Below are 14853 nucleotides of genomic sequence, written 5' to 3'. Positions count from 1 at the left end.
CTAGCCGAGATCGGCGATGGCGGCGACGGTGCCACCGCCGGAGGGGCCCTGGTGGACGGCCGCGACCGACACGAAGACCGCCGGGTCGCCCGTGACGGAGGCGGCGACGCCGCCGACGCACGCCTTGATCTGCCGGTGCCAGTGCACGTCCGAGTCGTCCAGCATGATGTTGCGGCGGCCCCGGACCGCGCCGCTCGGGTCGGCCTCGCACTTGATGAACACGTTGACGAGCCGGTCGCCGAGGTCGGCCGCGCGGGGCCTGCCGGGCAGGTCGAGGCCGGTCGAGGCGATGGCGTCCCAGATGCCGTCGGCGTCCAGTGCGTCCTTCATCACACCGTGCCCGGCCCGGTACCGGCCGCCGATGCCGCGCACGTTGCCGACGACGACGATCTGCGCCCGGTCGAGCTCCACGCCGGACGAGCAGGACGCCACCGACGAGTACAGCGTCAGGTCCTTATGGATCTGCCCGGCGGACGGCATCGCGATCTCGCCGAGCGCGACGGCGATGCCGAGCGCGGTGGTGGAGTTGGAGATGTCCATCGACTTCAGCGTGTCCTCGGTGACGACGTCGCGGCCCCGGGACTTGGCGTCGTTGATGGTGTCGAGGGTGAGCAGCGGCGTCTTGGTCTGCACGTAGTGGACGTCGGCGGGGTCGTCGATCCCGGCGGCCTTCATCGCCTCGCGGACCCCGGCAGCGACGGTCTCGACCATCGCGGGGCGCCCGATGTCCTCGGGCAGGACGACCTCGCTCATCGCGACGCCGACCGACAGGCGCGGCTCGTCCGAGGCGGGCGCCTTCGCCGGGTCGGTGGTGGCGAACACGGTCGCGTGCGGGCTGAGGACGCCGTCGGTGCCGCCCGACCACACCAGGGGGACGCGCGCGACCTCGTCCGCCGTCCGGGTGCCCTTGGCGGTGAGGACCTCGCGGAACGCCCGGTCGGCCAGCAGCCGCGTGTAGTCGTTCACGCCGCCGTTGCCCTCGGTCTTGCCGACGACGGCGAGTACGCGGTCGGCCTCCAGGACACCGTCGTCGATCAGCCGGGCCAGCCCGGACGCGTCGGTCACGCTCTCGATGGGGATCTTGCGGACTTCAATCGGGTCGGGCACGTCGTCGCTCCTCGGCTGCTCTGCTCGGTGTGGTCCCTACCCCGGCCGCCGCCTCCACGATCGTCCCGGCCGCTCCGGCATGGCCCGCGCCGGGCGGTCCCCGCCGTTGCGGGCCACGGGACGGACGCTAACCCGCGCGAAGGGCGGCGCTCATGGGCGAAATCCGCCCAACGAGCGCCGCTTCTTCGGCACTTTCTAGGGACGCGCGCCGAGCCGGTCGACCCAGCCCATCGCCTCGTAGGTGGTCACGATGGGCGCCTCACCGGCCTCGGTCATCCGGAATTCGAGCAGGTCGGCGGTGGCCGCCGAGATGACCAGCCGGGACTCGGTCGCGCCCGCGCCGCCGTCCGGGGCCGACTTCGCGACGACGGCCATGCCGGCGCGGCCGCGCCGGTCGGTGGTCTTGCCCGCCAGCTGGATTCCGGGCTGCGCGGCGAGGACCTTGAAGAGCGCCGACTTGGTCCCCGGCGTGATCGGCCCGCCGAGCAGGTCGTGCGCGATCCCCCACACGTAGGCGGTGAAGGTGCCCTTGAACGGGTTCTCGGCGGCCTTCAACTCTCGCGCGTAGCGGCCGCGCAGCACGGCCGACAGCCTCTTCTGGTCCTCGGGCAGGGCCGCGATCTGCTCGGACGTCATCTCGCCGGTGCCGAGGCCGAGGCGCATCGGCCCCTCCCAGACCCGCTTCTCGCCGGAGCCGGCGAGGTCGGGAGACCCGTCCTCCTGCCACAGGGCCTTGTCCCGGGCGGTGGGGAAGACGAGCTTCTCCGGGCCGCTTGTCTTGCGCGCCCTGCTTCCGTCGCGCGCGAGCCAGACCTCGCCTGGGCTCTCGATGAGAGCCTTGTAGGAGAGCTTCTTGCGCACCTTGCGGGCGTCCGGCCCCTTGCCGACGACCACCGTGCGGTACCCGCCGACCTCGCTCGTCGTCAGCTGCCGGTTGTACCAGTAGCGGCCGGTCGCGGCCGGGGCCTTCGCGGCGGTCGTCGCGCTGGCGAGCAGGAAGGTGCGCGCGTCGGCGGGCCCCTGCTCCGCCGACGGCGGCCGCGCCGGGGCGTCGCCGCCGCCGGTGACGACGACGGCCCCGGCGGCGGCGCAGGCGGCGGCCGCGACTCCGGCGGCCAGCAGCACGGGCCGGCGGACGCGGGGGCGCGGGCGCGGCGCGGCGGCGGCGCTCATGGCGCGGGCCAGGTCGGTGTCGCGGCGGCGCGCGTGGCCGTCCTCGGCCAGCTCGTCGAGCGCGGCGGGCTTGAGCGCGCGGAACGCGGTGTCGGGCATCTTCTCTCCAGTGGTCATCGGGCCGCCTCCCCGGCGACCGGTGCGGCGGGGCGGGGGCGGGCCGGGGCGGCGGCGCCGGCGGCGTCCAGGGCGCGGCCGAGGCGCTTGCGGGCGCGGTGCAGCCGGACGGCGAGCGCGGGCGCCGAGCAGCCCATGACCTTCGCCGCCTGCCGGGGCTCCAGGCCGTGCCAGTTGACGAGCGCGAGCACCTCCAGGTCGCGCTCGGGCAGCGCGGCGACGGCCGCGAGCGCGGTCTCGCGCTCCACCACGTGCTCGGCGACGTCCCAGGCCGCGAGGTCGGCGGGCGTGCTCAGCGCCCGGATCCGGTCGGCGAGGGCGTGGCCGCGGCGGCGCCGGTCGCGCTGCTTGCGCAGCAGGTTGCGGGCGACGCCGAGCAGCCACGGCAGCGGCGGGTCGGCGACGGCGTCCAGCCGCCGCCAGGCGATCAGGAACGTCTCGCCGGCGATGTCCTCGGCGGTGTGCGGCTCGGCGTGGGTGAGGGCGTAGGCGAGGACGCGCCGGTGGTTCTCGTCGTACAGGCGGGTGAACCGTGATTCGGGATCATCCACGAGTACCTCCCGTCGGGGTCGGTTGTCGTGACGTAATCCCGGGCGGGCGCCCCCGCTTACAGGCGCGGCGCGGGTTTTTCTCAGCGGAGCCGGGCGAGGCGCTCCACGGCCTCGTCGATGACCTCGTCCTTCTTGCAGAACGCGAACCGGACGAAGTGGGCCCCGGCCTCGGCGTGGTCGTAGAACACCTGGGTCGGGATCGCGACGACGCCCGCCCGCTCCGGCAGGGCGCGGGCCAGCTCCATGCCGTCGGTGAACCCGAGCGGCCGGATGTCGGCCTGCACGAAGTAGGTGCCCTGCGGCCGGTAGGCGGTGAACCCGGCGGCCTCCAGGCCGGTGATGAGCCGGTCGCGCTTGGCCTGGAGCGACTTGCGCAGCTCCTCCACCCACGGGATCTCGTTGCGCAGCGCGTACGCGGCGGCCCGCTGGTAGGGGGCGCTGACCGCGTAGGTGAGGAACTGCTTCACCGTCTGGACGGCCCGGACGTAGTGCGCCGGCGCGGTCACCCAGCCGGTCTTCCAGCCGGTGACGGAGAACGACTTGCCGGCGGACGACACCGACACCGTCCGCTCCCGCATCCCGTCGAGGGAGGCGAGGGGGATGTGCTCGGCGTCGTCGAAGGTGAGGTACTCGTACACCTCGTCGGTGATCGCGACCAGGTCGTGCTCGCGGCACACGCCCGCGATGGCCTCCAGCTCGTCCCGCGTGAAGACGGTGCCCGCCGGGTTGTGCGGCGAGTTCACCAGGATCGCGCGCGTGCGGGGGCCGACGGCCGCGCGCAGCTCGTCGGGGTCGAAGGTGAACCGGCCCTCGACCGGCCGCAGCGTGACCGGCCTGCGCACCGCTCCGGCGAGCGCGACGACGGCCGCGTAGGAGTCGTAGTACGGCTCGAAGACGATGACCTCGTCGCCGGGCCCGGTGAGCGCGAGGACGGACGCGGCGATGCCCTCGGTGGCGCCCACGGTCACGTACACCTCGGTCGCCGGGTCGTACTCCAGCCCGTACCGGCCGAGCCGCTGCGCCGCCACCGCCTCCCGCAGCTCGGCCACGCCCGGCCCCGGCGGGTACTGGTTCCCGCCCGAGCGGATCGCCTCCACCGCCGCGTCGAGGACGCCGGCGGGGCCGTCCTCGTCCGGAAAGCCCTGGCCGAGGTTGATCGCCCCGGTCCGGACGGCGAGGGCCGACATCTCGGCGAAGATCGTCTCGCCGAATCCCTGCATGCGCGCTACGAGAGGCTCACCCACGCGACCAGGGTAACGGCGTCAGATCCAGCCCATCCGCTCGGCGGTGCGGACGGCGGCGAGGCGGTTGGACTCGTCGAGCTTGCTCATGGCGGTGGAGAGGTAGTTGCGGACGGTGCCCTCGGACAGGTGCAGGACGGCGGCGATGCGGGCGGTCCCGGCGCCGGTGCCGGTGAGGCGCAGCACCTCGCGCTCGCGCTCGGTGAGCGGGTTGTCGCCGGCGGCCATGGCGCCGGCGGCGAGCTCGGCGTCCAGGTAGCGGCCGCCGCCGTGGACCTTGCGGATGGCGGCGGCGAGCTCCTGCGTGGGGGCGTCCTTGGCGACGAAGCCGCGGACCCCGGCGGCCATGGCGCGTCGCAGGTAGCCGGGGCGGCCGAAGCTCGTCAGGATGCACACCGCGCAGCGGGCGCCGGCGGCGTGCAGGTCCTCGGCGACGGACAGGCCGTCCGCACCCGGCATCTCGATGTCGAGGACGGCGACGTCCGGGTCGTGGACGGCGACGGCGGCGGCGACCTCGTCGCCGCGCCCGACCTCGGCGACGACCTCCAGGTCGGCCTCCAGGCCGAGCAGCGCGGCGACGGCGCCGCGGATGAGGTGCTCGTCGTCGGCGAGCAGGACGCGGATCACACCTCCCTCCCGGCGGGCGCCGCGGCGGGCACGGGGCCGTCGCCGGGCTCGTCTGCGGGCGCGGGCAGCGGGACGGCGGCGCGCAGCAGGAACCCGTCGCGGCCGCGCCGCCCGTAGGCGACCTCGCCGCCGAGCACGGCGGCGCGCTCGGCGAGCCCGGTCAGCCCCGAGCCGCCCGGCCCGTCGGCCGCGCGGGCGCCGTCGTTCAGCATCTCCAGCACCACGGACCCGCCGTAGGACGTGATCGAGATCGTGCAGCGGCGCGCCTCGCTGTGCTTGATCACGTTGGTGGCGCCCTCGCGGATCACCCAGGCGAGCACGGAGCGGACCTCGGGCGGCAGCCCGTCCGGCGGGGCGCCCGCCTCGCAGCGGACCCCGGCGGCCTCCAGCACCGCCCGCACCCCGGCCAGCTCGGCCTCCAGCTCGACCGCGCGGTACCCGCTGACGGCGGCCCGCACCTCGCGCAGCGCCTCCCGGGCGGCGTGCCGGACGTCGGCCATCTCGGCGCCCGCCCGCTCGGGGTCGGTGCCGGCCATCCGCATCGCCAGCTCGCTCTTCACCGCGATGAGCGACAGGCTGTGGCCGAGCAGGTCGTGCAGGTCGCGGGAGAAGCGGAGCCGCTCCTCGGTGACGGCGAGCCGGGCGAGGGCGTCGCGGGCCGCGTGGGTCTCGCGGTGCATGTCCCACATGCGGCGCTGGTAGAGGTTGACGAACGCGACCACGCCGCAGACGGCGGAGTAGATGGCGAACACCATCGGGAAGACGCCGTACCAGGGCAGGTTCCCGTCCGGGGCGATCCGGCCCGCGCCGACCGTCGCGATCACCGCGCAGACGCCTCCGGTGCCGAGGCACAGGGCGGCGATCCGGCCGCGGCTCATCGGCGTCAGCACCACGGCGGACAGCCAGAAGACGGGCACCACGCTGAACAGCGGATCGACGAGCAGCATCAGGCTGACCGCGCCCGCGACGGCGCCGCTGGCCGCGATGTCGCGGCGGCGCGCCCCGCCCTCCAGGCCCGTCCGGACGAGCCGCGCGTAGAACCAGGTGAGCAGGCCGAGGCCCGCCAGCACCGCGAGCGCGACGCCGGCGCCGATGTCGTCGCCGTAGGCGTTGGCGAGCGCGATCAGGCTGGGCCCGACGAAGCCCACGGCGGCGAACATGAACGAGCGGTAGGTGACCCGCCGGTACCGCTCCAGCCTGCGGGTGTCCTGTTCTTCGATGTCCGCCGCGGTGGCGACCGTCATGTGCGGTTCCTCCTCTCAACGCAGGGTAGTACCGGTGGTCAGGCGTGCCGCGGCTCCCACCGGAACCAGCGGGCGGCCATGGCGCGGCCGAGCGCGCCCCAGACTGCCAGGTAGAGGAACGGCCGCACGCTGGCGGCCCAGCCCTCGGCGATGCCGACGGACGGGTGCGGGGCGCCGTGGTGGACGAAGTCCTGCCCGAAGTAGCCGGTCCGGACGATCTCCACGACCGGGCTGAGCGGGACGGCCCGGCACACCTGCTGGAGCCAGCCGGGCAGTTCCTCCATCGGGAACATCACCCCGCCGCCGAGCATGCAGCCGAACATGATCGGCAGCACGGTGAGCTGGGCCAGCTCCGCGTTCGGGGTGAGCCCGGAGACGGCGAAGGCCAGCAGCGCGAACACGGCGGCGCCACCGGCGAGCCCGGCGAGCAGCAGCACCGGGTCGGCGGGGAACCGGCCGCCGAACGCGGCGGCCAGCGCGATCAGCAGCGCGAGGGCCTGCGCGGCGTACATGGCGGTCGCGGTCAGCACGCTGCCGCCGGTGATCTCGGCGTCCGAGAGCGCGGTGCCGCGCAGCCGCTTGAGCGTGCGGTCCTCGCGGCGGGCGGTGAAGACGTTGACGAGGTTCATGAACACGGCGAAGACGAGGAAGAACCCGAGGTGCCCGGTGCCCTGGAGGAGCGCGCCGTCCACGCCGCCGATCTCCTGGCCCTTCATCGGGACGAGCATCGCGGCGAACAGGACCGGCAGGCCGAACACGGTGAACATCGCCGTCCGGTTGCGCCAGAGCAGGGTGGCGTCGAGGCGGGCGACGCGCAGCATCGCGGAGAGGGTCATCGGGCCGCTCCTTCGGCGGTGCGGAGGAAGACGTCCTCGAGGGACGCGCTGCGCGCCTCCAGGCCGTCGAGCCGGACGCGCTGGTCGTCGGCCCAGCGCAGCAGGTCGTACAGGCCCGCCTGGAGGCCGGTGCCGGTGACGGTGTAGGAGGCGACGGTGCGGCCGCCGTCCACGGAGACGGCGGCGCGGGCGCCGCGCAGGTCGGGCAGCTCGGCGACCTGGAGGCTGTCGGGGACGCGGAAGCGGATGCGGTCTCCGTGCCCGGCGACGACCTCGCCGACCGTCCCGGACGTCTCGATCCGGCCCCCGTGCATGATCGCGAGCCGGTCGGCGAGGTGCTCGGCCTCTTCGAGGTAGTGGGTGGTGAGCAGGACGGTCGTGCCGTCCGCCACCAGGCCGCGGACGGTCGCCCAGGTGGCCTGCCTGGCCTCGGGGTCCATGCCGGTGGTGGGCTCGTCCAGGAAGATGACCTGGGGGCGGCCGAGCAGCGCGAGGGCGAGGTCGAGGCGGCGCTTCTGGCCGCCGGACAGCTGCCGCACCCGCACGCCGGCCTTGCCGGCGAGCCCGGAGATGGCGATGGCCTCGTCCTTGGGCCGCGCGGCCGGGGTGAAGCCGCGCCAGTGCTCGATGGTCTCGGCGACGGTGAGGTCGGCGAAGAAGCCGCCGTCCTGGAGCATGATGCCGATGCGCGGGCGGACGGCGCGGCGCTCCCGGTACGGGTCGTGCCCGAGCACCCGGACCGTGCCCGCGTGGGCGGGCCGGTGCCCCTCCAGGGTCTCGAGCGTGGTCGTCTTGCCGGCGCCGTTGGTGCCGAGGAGGGCGAACAGCTCGCCCTCCCCCACGTCGAACGAGATGCCGGCGACGGCCTCGAAGTCCCCGTACCGCTGGCGGAGGCCGGTGACGGTGATGGCTGGTTCGTCCATGCGTCCCAGCCTCGCGGCCGCGCGCGGCGGCCGGTAGGAGCCGGTGTCACCGGTTCCGGCGGCGCCTGTCAGGCGATCGGCATGACAGGTGTCACGTCCCTCAGCCCGCGACGCTGACGACGTGGCCGACGGAGGAGTCGTCGGCGATCTGGTCGAGGAGGGCGACGGCCAGGTCGGCGCGGGCGATGGTGGCGCCGCCGAGCACGTTGCGGTCGACCGCCTTGCGGTAGCGGCCGTTGCCGGGGCCGTTGGTCAGGCGCGGCGGGCGGACGATCGTCCAGCGCAGGCCGGAGCCGCGGACCGCGTCCTCGGCGGCGCGCATGTCGGCGAACGCGTGCTTGAGGAGCGGCTGGAGGAGCAGCGGCTTGACGACGAACCGGGTGACCGGGTCATCGCCCGGCCCGGCGTGCAGCCCGGACGCGCTGACCAGCAGGAACCGGTCGGCGCCCGCGGCGTCCATGGCGGCGGTGATGCTGCGGGTGCCGTCCGCGCAGACGCTGGTCGGGGCGCGGCCCTCGCGGGAGCCGAGCGCGGACAGCACGGCGTCGCGGCCCTTGACCGCCTCCTCGATCGCGGCCGGGTCCATGACGTCGGCCTGGACGACCTCGGTGCAGGAGCGCAGCTCGGACGGCAGCCGCGCCGGGTCGCGGACGACGGCGGTGACGTGGTGGCCGGCGTCCAGCGCCCGCCGGACGGTGAGCGCGCCGGTGCCGCCGGTCGCCCCGAAGATCGTGATCCGCATCGTGCCCCCTGAGGTGAGTGAGTATTTACTAACCCCTATCCTGGTGAGCGTTCACTCACCTGTCAAGGGGGCCCTATTGAGCGCGCGGGAACGGATCCTGGACGCCGCGGCGGACCTCATGCGGCGGCACGGCGTCGCCCGCGCCACCACCAAGGAGATCGCGAAGGCGTCCGGCTACTCCGAGGCGCTGCTCTACAAGCACTTCCGCGACAAGGAGGAGCTGATGCTGAGCGTGCTGAAGGAGCGGATGCCGCCGTTCGCCACGATGGGCGTACCGGGCGAGGGCACCGTGGAGTCGAACCTCGTCGCGATCGTCCACGGCGCGCTGCGCTTCTACCGGCTGGCGTTCCCGATGATGGCGTCGATGGCGGCGCAGCCCGCGCTGCTGAACGCCACCCGCGAGTCGCTGCGCAAGTACGGGGCGGGCCCGCGGGAGCCGGTGCGGGCGCTCGCCCGGTACCTGGACGCCGAGCGCGGCCTCGGCCGCGTCGCCGCCGGCGCGGACGCGCAGGCGGTGGCGGCGCTGCTCATGGGGGCGTGCTTCCAGCAGGGGTTCCTGCACTACTTCGCCGAGGGCGAGGACGGCCCCGACCTGCCGGAGTCGTTCGCGCGCGGCCTCGTGCGGCCCGTCCTGGCGGAGCTGCTGCCCTAGAGCTCGCCGAGGCGGGTCTTGACGACCTTGCCCATGGCGTTGCGCGGCAGCGCGTCCACCAGGTGGACGGTGCGGGGCCGCTTGTGCGCCGACAGCCGCTCGGCGACGAACCCGATGAGCTGGTCCGCCGCGACGCCGTCGGCGACGACGTAGGCGGTGACCTGCTCGCCGAGGTCGTCGTGCGGGGTGCCGACGACGGCCGCCTCCCGGACCGCCGGATGCGCCAGCAGCGCGTTCTCGATCTCCCCGGCGCCGATCCGGTACCCGCCGCTCTTGATGAGGTCGGTGGACGCGCGGCCGACGATGCGGTGCCAGCCGTCCGGGCCGATGGTCGCGATGTCGCCGGTGCGGAACCAGCCGTCCGGCGCGAACGACTCCGCGGTGGCCTCGGGCCGGTTGAGGTAGCCCTTGAACAGCAGCGGCGCGCGGACGTGCAGCTCGCCGGGCGCCTCCCCGTCGTGCGGGACGGCGGTGCCGTCCTCGGCGGCGAGGCGGGTCTCGACGCCGGGCAGCGGCATGCCGACATAGCCGGGACGCCTGTCGCCGTCGGCGCGCGCGCTGACCGTGATGAGGGTCTCGGTCATGCCGTACCGCTCGACGGGCCGGTGCCCGGTGAGCCCGGACAGCCGCTCGAAGACGGGCACGGGCAGGGGCGCGCTTCCGGAGACGAGGAGCCGCGCCCCGCGCAGCGCCTCGGCGCTCGCGGGATCGGCCGCCGTCCGCGACCAGACCGTGGGAACACCGAAGAACAGGCTGCCGCCGTCGTTTCGCGCGGCGGCCGCGTACAGCTCCGGCTTGGGACGTCCCGTGTGGACGAGCGGCGACCCCACCCGCAGCGCCCCGAGCACCCCGAGCACCAGGCCGTGCACATGGAACAGGGGCAGCCCGTGGACGAGCACGTCGCCGGGCGTCCACGCCCACGCCTCGGCGAGCGCGTCCAGCCCGGCGGCGATCGCGCTCCGCGAGATGAGCACGCCCTTCGGCGGACCCGTCGTCCCGCTGGTGTAGAGGATCAGCGCGGTCGCGTCGGCGGGGACGTCACCGCTTCCCCCGCCTCCGTCGCGCGGCAGCCGGTCGACCGGGAGAAGGGGCGGCTCGCCCGGCGCGGACTCCGTCCCGCCCGCGGCGAGGATCATGCTCGCGCCCGAGTCGCCGAGGATGTGGGCGCGCTCGGCGGGCCCCGAGTCGGGCGGCAGCGGCACCACCGGGACGCCCGCGAGGAGGCCGCCGACGACCGCCGCGACCGTCTCCAGCGACGCCGTCGCGTGCACGGCCACCGCGTCCGCGCCCCGGATCTGCGCGGCGACGGCGGACGCCCACCCGAGCAGTTCGTCCCGCGCCAGCTCCCGCCCCGCGACGCGCACCGGGCCGCCGGTCTCGCCGAGCAGCTCCATCATTCGCCCCTCTCCCTCTCGTCCAGCCAGGCCAGGACCGCGTCGTTGTGCTCGCCGAGCAGCGGCGGCGCGGTGTGCTCGCGCGGCGGCGCGCCGTCGAACCGCAGCGGCGGGCCGGGCAGCTCGATCCGGCCGAGCTGCGGATGGTCGACCTCGATGACCAGGCCCTGCGACCGGGTCTGCGCCCACTCGTAGACCTCGTCGATCGACCGGATCGCCCCGGCGGGGACGCCCGCCTCGTCCAGCCGCGCGAGCCACGCCTCCCGCGTGCCGGCCGCCAGCGCGCGCTCGATGTCGGCGGTCAGCTCCGCGCGGCGGGCCGCGCGGTCCGGGATCGTCGCGTAGCGCGGATCGTCCGGGTCGAGACCGGCGAGCGGCGCGAACCGGCGCCACAGGTTCTGGTTGGCGACGCCGATCTGGATCTGCCCGTCCTGGCAGCGGAACGTCCCGTACGGGGCGATGGACGGGTGGTCGTTGCCGACCGACTCGGGCGCGTCCCGCGCGACGGTCCACCGGGTGCCCTGGAACATGTGGGCGCCCACCACCGACGCCAGCAGCGATGTGCGCACGACCGTCCCGCGCCCGGTTCTCGTGCGCTCGTACAGCGCGGCCAGCACCCCGGCGACCCCGTTGTGCGCCGCGAGGATGTCGGCGATCGAGAGACCGACCTTGCTGGGCGTGCCGGGCGGCCCGGTCACGCTCATGATCCCCGCCTCGCCCTGCACGATCGCGTCGTAGCCGGGCCGCCCGCCCTCGGGCCCGCCGTGCCCGAACCCGGTGATCGACAGGACGACCAGGCCGGGGTTCAGCTCGTGCAGCCGCTCGACGGGGAAGCCGAGCCGGTCGAGCACGCCGGGCCGGAAGTTCTCCACCAGCACGTCGGCGTGCCGCACCAGCCGGGCCAGGACGCCGGCGCCCTCCTGCGACTTCAGGTCGAGGGTGACCGACTCCTTGTTCCGGTTGACCGCCAGGTAGTAGGTGCTGACCTGCTCGTCCCCCGCGAACGGCGGCCCCCAGCCGCGGGTCTCGTCCCCGCCGCCGGGCTGCTCCACCTTGATGACGCGGGCACCGAGGTCGGCGAGCGCCATGGTGGCCTGCGGGCCCGCCACCACGCGGCTGAGGTCGACGATCACGACGCCTTCGAGCGGTCCGGGCAAGGACGTCCTCCTTCGCGGGTACGGCACCTGGAAGTATGCCGTCCGTGCCGCATTCCGCGATGACCTACCCCGCGCTCGCCGCGCGCCTGCTCGCCCGGCCGCCGTCCTGCGGCCCGGCGCGCCTGGTCGCGGTGGACGGCCCGAGCGGCGCCGGGAAGTCGACGTTCGCCGGCCACCTCGCGGAGGCGCTGGTGGGCGCGCCGATCGTCCGCTCGGACGACTTCCGCGTGCCGTGGGACGCCGACCCGCTCACCTGGTGGGAGCCGCTGAGCGCGGCCGTCCTCGACCCGCTCCGCGCGGGCCGCCCGGCCCGCCTGCGCCGCTACGACTGGCACGACGACCGCTACGGCCCCGAAGAGGAGATCGCGCCGCCGCCCGTCCTCATCGTCGAGGGCGTCGGCTCCGCCTGGGCCGGCTCCCCCGCCGCCCACCGCATCTGGATCGACGCCCCCTACGGCGTCCGCCAGGCCCGCGCCCTCGCCCGCGACGGCCTGGAGTACGCCGACGCCTGGGAGCGGTGGGCCGCCCGCGAGACCGAGTTCTTCGCCAAGGACGGCACCGAGGCCCGCTGCGACCTCCACATAGACGGCACCACCTTCACCCCGCACCGCTTCTCGCCCCGCTGACCCCACGGCCGAGTCACGCTCGCCACCATGGCGAACGCACACCGGCCCCGCTACGCGGCGTGAGTATCAGTGCCGCGCAGGACGTACATGTCATCCCCGAAGACGGCCGAGATCTGAAGCTCACCACCGATGGCCTGGACATAGCGGGCAATGGCCTCGACGGTGGAGACCTCGCCTCGCTCGATCTGGGACACGCGGCTCTTGGTCACGCCCATCCGGTCGGCCACCTCCTTCTGGGACAGGCCGATGGCCTTGCGCCTCTCCGCGAGGCGGTGCCCATCGATGTACGCCTGGTTGCGCTTGCGCGCCTCGGCCACGCCCCGCTCACCGCCGGCCCCCTCGACGACGTCGGCCCGCACATCGCTCCACTTGGGAAAATTCGTCATCGCGACAGTCCCTCCTTGCCCTCTCGCTCCTTCAGGTAGTCGACGTACAGCTCTTCGGCGCGCGGTATCGCCCGCCGGTACCAGCCCGACCAATCACCCGACTTGTCCCCGCCGACGAGCAGGATCGCCGATCGCCACGGATCGAAGACGAACAAGATGCGAATCTCTGATCGTCCCGCCGAGCCCGGACGCAGTTCCTTCAGGTTGTGGATCTCGGAACCCTCCAGGCGATCGACGAGGGGGCGTCCAAGCCCTGGGCCGTCCTCGGCCAGTCGGTCGACGGCATCGACGACCTGGGCCTTTGAGCGCTCCTCCAACTCGCCGATCCAGATGAGGAACTCGTTCGTGACGCGGATCTCCCATTCCTCGTCCACGAGTGGGAGTGTAGCAAATCCTCTACCTCCTCTAGGGGTGATCAGTGCGGCCTATGCTCTGGCCATGACGGATGCCGAGTATCTGGCGACGAACAAGGCGCTCTGGGACGAGCGGGTGCCGATCCATCTGGCCAGCGACTTCTACGACGTGGCCGGGTTCAAGGCCGGCGGCCAGGCCCTGCGCGACTTCGAGACGGCCGAGGTCGGAGACGTCACGGGGCGGCGGCTCGTCCACCTGCAGTGCCACTTCGGCCTCGACACCCTCTCCTGGGCCCGCCAGGGTGCGCAGGTGACCGGGCTGGACTTCTCCGAGAAGGCCATCGAGGCCGCCCGCACGGTGGCGGACGAAACAGGTCTCACGGCCCGCTTCGCCGTAGCGGACGTGTACGACGCGCCAAGAGTTCTCGGTGAGACCTACGACATCGTCTACACGGGCCTGGGCGCCCTGTGCTGGCTCCCCGACATCGACCGCTGGGCCGGCGTCGTGGCGTCGCTGCTGGAGCCAGGCGGGTTCCTGTACCTGGCGGAGTTCCACCCGTTCGCCGACACCCTCGACGACCGCGAAGGCCGCACGCTCACCTACGACTACTTCGCCGACGGCCCCCAGATCTGGGACGAGCCGGACATGGGCAGCTACGCCGACCCGCAGGCCCCCGTCCAGCACACCCGCTCGATCGAGTTCGCCCACGGCCTGGGCGAAGTGGTGACGGCCCTGACCACCAAGGGCCTGCGCATCGACTTCCTGCACGAGCACGACTACACGCTCTGGCAGCGGTTCTCCGTCCTGGAACGCCACGGCACCACCTACCGCCTCCCAGAGGGCCACCCCCGCATCCCCCTGATGTACTCCCTCCGCGCCACCAAGCCCGCCCTTTAGTCGCGCTTGGCGAGCGCGCGCGGAGCGGACGGGTCTGGCGGAATCGGCAGGATCGTGTGATCTCGGTCTGTAGCTTGGCGTCATGAGCGGTGACGGCCTTGCGCACGGGATCGGTCCTGCGGCGAAGATAACGCTGAGGCAGGCGGCGGCCGAGGACGACGAGGACGCCGCGTCCCTGTGGTGTGCGCGGCTGGCCCAGTTCGGGATGGTCGAGGCGGCCAGGCAGTACTTCCGTCCGTCCGGCGAGGAGGGCGACCTCGCCGCGGTCAAGTGCATGGTGTGGCTCGCCTGGGAGGCCGGGGAGGACGGCGACGCCCGGACGTGGCTGGAGCGAGCCGCCCTGACCGGTGACTTGTGGGCGATGCACGAGCTGGGGCGGTCCGTGCCGGAGCCGGACGAGGCTGAGCGCTGGTACCGCCGGGCGGCCGAAGCGGGTCACGCGCTGGCGATGAACAACCTGGGGTCGCTCCTCAGCCGCACCGGCCGGCGTGATGAGGCCATGGCCTGGTACCGGCGCGCGGCCGAAGCCGGTGTCGACATCGCGATGAACAACCTCGCCGTCCAGCACGTCCTCCAGGGCGAGCACGCGGAGGCCGAGCGGTGGTTCCGGCGCGCCGCCGACACGGGCAACGTCGACGGGATGGCCAACCTGGGACGCCTGAAGCTGGAGATGGGCGACCTCCAGGACGGCGAGTCCTGGCTCGCCAAGGCGGCCGAGAAGGGCCACAGAGGCGCGATGGAACGGCTCGCCGAGCTGCGGGCCGAGTCCGGCCGATGATGCTCGGCGCGGATCGGTGGAGTCCCGCCGCCGGCCGCGAACCCGAGC

The 14853-nt window shown here is 74.0% G+C and carries 17 protein-coding genes; 4 read left to right on the top strand and 13 right to left on the bottom strand.

The annotated features are described in order from the left end of the window. The 9 genes from HUT06_RS15585 to HUT06_RS15545 all read right to left on the bottom strand — a co-directional run bounded on the left by HUT06_RS15585 (position 1) and on the right by HUT06_RS15545 (position 8561). Positions 1-1107, bottom strand: a complete 1107-nt coding sequence (locus tag HUT06_RS15585; protein ID WP_176196396.1) for a ring-opening amidohydrolase — start codon at positions 1105-1107, stop codon at positions 1-3. Positions 1108-1302: 195 nt separating this feature from the next. After that, on the bottom strand, positions 1303-2397 hold the full coding sequence (locus HUT06_RS15580) for a CU044_5270 family protein (protein WP_176196395.1): 1095 nt from the start codon (positions 2395-2397) through the stop codon (positions 1303-1305). Next, a complete protein-coding gene (locus HUT06_RS15575; RefSeq protein WP_254715198.1) occupies positions 2394-2948 on the bottom strand; it encodes an RNA polymerase sigma factor in 555 nt (184 codons plus the stop codon). The genes HUT06_RS15580 and HUT06_RS15575 overlap by 4 nt, the downstream gene beginning before the upstream one ends. An 80-nt stretch (positions 2949-3028) precedes the next feature. Further along, positions 3029-4192 (bottom strand): pyridoxal phosphate-dependent aminotransferase, encoded by a 1164-nt coding sequence (locus HUT06_RS15570; RefSeq protein WP_176196394.1) that lies wholly within the window; start codon positions 4190-4192, stop codon positions 3029-3031. A gap of 18 nt (positions 4193-4210) precedes the next feature. After that, entirely contained in the window at positions 4211-4816 is a 606-nt protein-coding gene (locus HUT06_RS15565; protein ID WP_176196393.1) for a DNA-binding response regulator, read from the bottom strand. Next, positions 4813-6060, bottom strand: a complete 1248-nt coding sequence (locus HUT06_RS15560) for a sensor histidine kinase (protein ID WP_176196392.1) — start codon at positions 6058-6060, stop codon at positions 4813-4815. The genes HUT06_RS15565 and HUT06_RS15560 overlap by 4 nt, the downstream gene beginning before the upstream one ends. Positions 6061-6098: 38 nt before the next feature. Continuing rightward, positions 6099-6896 (bottom strand): ABC transporter permease, encoded by a 798-nt coding sequence (locus HUT06_RS15555; protein ID WP_176196391.1) that lies wholly within the window; start codon positions 6894-6896, stop codon positions 6099-6101. Further along, positions 6893-7819, bottom strand: coding sequence for an ABC transporter ATP-binding protein (locus HUT06_RS15550; protein ID WP_176196390.1), 927 nt, complete (start codon positions 7817-7819; stop codon positions 6893-6895). Before HUT06_RS15550 ends, HUT06_RS15555 begins: the two co-directional genes overlap by 4 nt. A gap of 100 nt (positions 7820-7919) precedes the next feature. After that, on the bottom strand, positions 7920-8561 hold the full coding sequence (locus tag HUT06_RS15545) for an NAD(P)-dependent oxidoreductase (protein ID WP_176196389.1): 642 nt from the start codon (positions 8559-8561) through the stop codon (positions 7920-7922). 76 nt (positions 8562-8637) lie between these two features. Between HUT06_RS15545 and HUT06_RS15540 the strand changes: the two genes are divergently transcribed. Continuing rightward, positions 8638-9213, top strand: a complete 576-nt coding sequence (locus HUT06_RS15540; protein WP_176196388.1) for a TetR/AcrR family transcriptional regulator — start codon at positions 8638-8640, stop codon at positions 9211-9213. Here the strand turns inward: HUT06_RS15540 and HUT06_RS15535 are convergent. Next, positions 9210-10610, bottom strand: coding sequence for an acyl-CoA synthetase (locus HUT06_RS15535; protein ID WP_176196387.1), 1401 nt, complete (start codon positions 10608-10610; stop codon positions 9210-9212). The two genes, HUT06_RS15540 and HUT06_RS15535, sit on opposite strands and share 4 nt — an antisense overlap. After that, positions 10607-11764, bottom strand: a complete 1158-nt coding sequence (locus HUT06_RS15530; RefSeq protein ID WP_176196386.1) for a CaiB/BaiF CoA-transferase family protein — start codon at positions 11762-11764, stop codon at positions 10607-10609. The genes HUT06_RS15535 and HUT06_RS15530 overlap by 4 nt, the downstream gene beginning before the upstream one ends. 44 nt (positions 11765-11808) lie before the next feature. On the opposite strand from HUT06_RS15530, the gene HUT06_RS15525 reads away from it, so the two are divergent. Next, positions 11809-12390 (top strand): uridine kinase, encoded by a 582-nt coding sequence (locus HUT06_RS15525; protein ID WP_254715197.1) that lies wholly within the window; start codon positions 11809-11811, stop codon positions 12388-12390. 50 nt (positions 12391-12440) lie between these two features. On the opposite strand, the gene HUT06_RS15520 is transcribed toward HUT06_RS15525, so the two are convergent. Beyond that, positions 12441-12776 carry a helix-turn-helix domain-containing protein gene (locus HUT06_RS15520; RefSeq protein ID WP_138639714.1) on the bottom strand — a complete coding sequence of 112 codons (336 nt, stop codon included), beginning with the start codon at positions 12774-12776 and terminating at the stop codon, positions 12441-12443. Next, on the bottom strand, positions 12773-13093 hold the full coding sequence (locus tag HUT06_RS15515; protein WP_254715759.1) for a type II toxin-antitoxin system RelE/ParE family toxin: 321 nt from the start codon (positions 13091-13093) through the stop codon (positions 12773-12775). Before HUT06_RS15515 ends, HUT06_RS15520 begins: the two co-directional genes overlap by 4 nt. A 121-nt stretch (positions 13094-13214) precedes the next feature. Between HUT06_RS15515 and HUT06_RS15510 the strand changes: the two genes are divergently transcribed. After that, positions 13215-14027: a bifunctional 2-polyprenyl-6-hydroxyphenol methylase/3-demethylubiquinol 3-O-methyltransferase UbiG gene (locus tag HUT06_RS15510; RefSeq protein WP_176196384.1), complete on the top strand. Its 813-nt coding sequence runs from the start codon at positions 13215-13217 to the stop codon at positions 14025-14027. Positions 14028-14109: 82 nt separating this feature from the next. Beyond that, on the top strand, positions 14110-14805 hold the full coding sequence (locus HUT06_RS15505) for a tetratricopeptide repeat protein (protein ID WP_176196383.1): 696 nt from the start codon (positions 14110-14112) through the stop codon (positions 14803-14805). The last annotated feature ends 48 nt before the right edge of the window (positions 14806-14853 follow it).

The organism is Actinomadura sp. NAK00032 (assembly GCF_013364275.1).
Lineage (GTDB): Bacteria > Actinomycetota > Actinomycetes > Streptosporangiales > Streptosporangiaceae > Spirillospora.
This window is presented reverse-complemented; position numbering and strand designations above follow the sequence as displayed.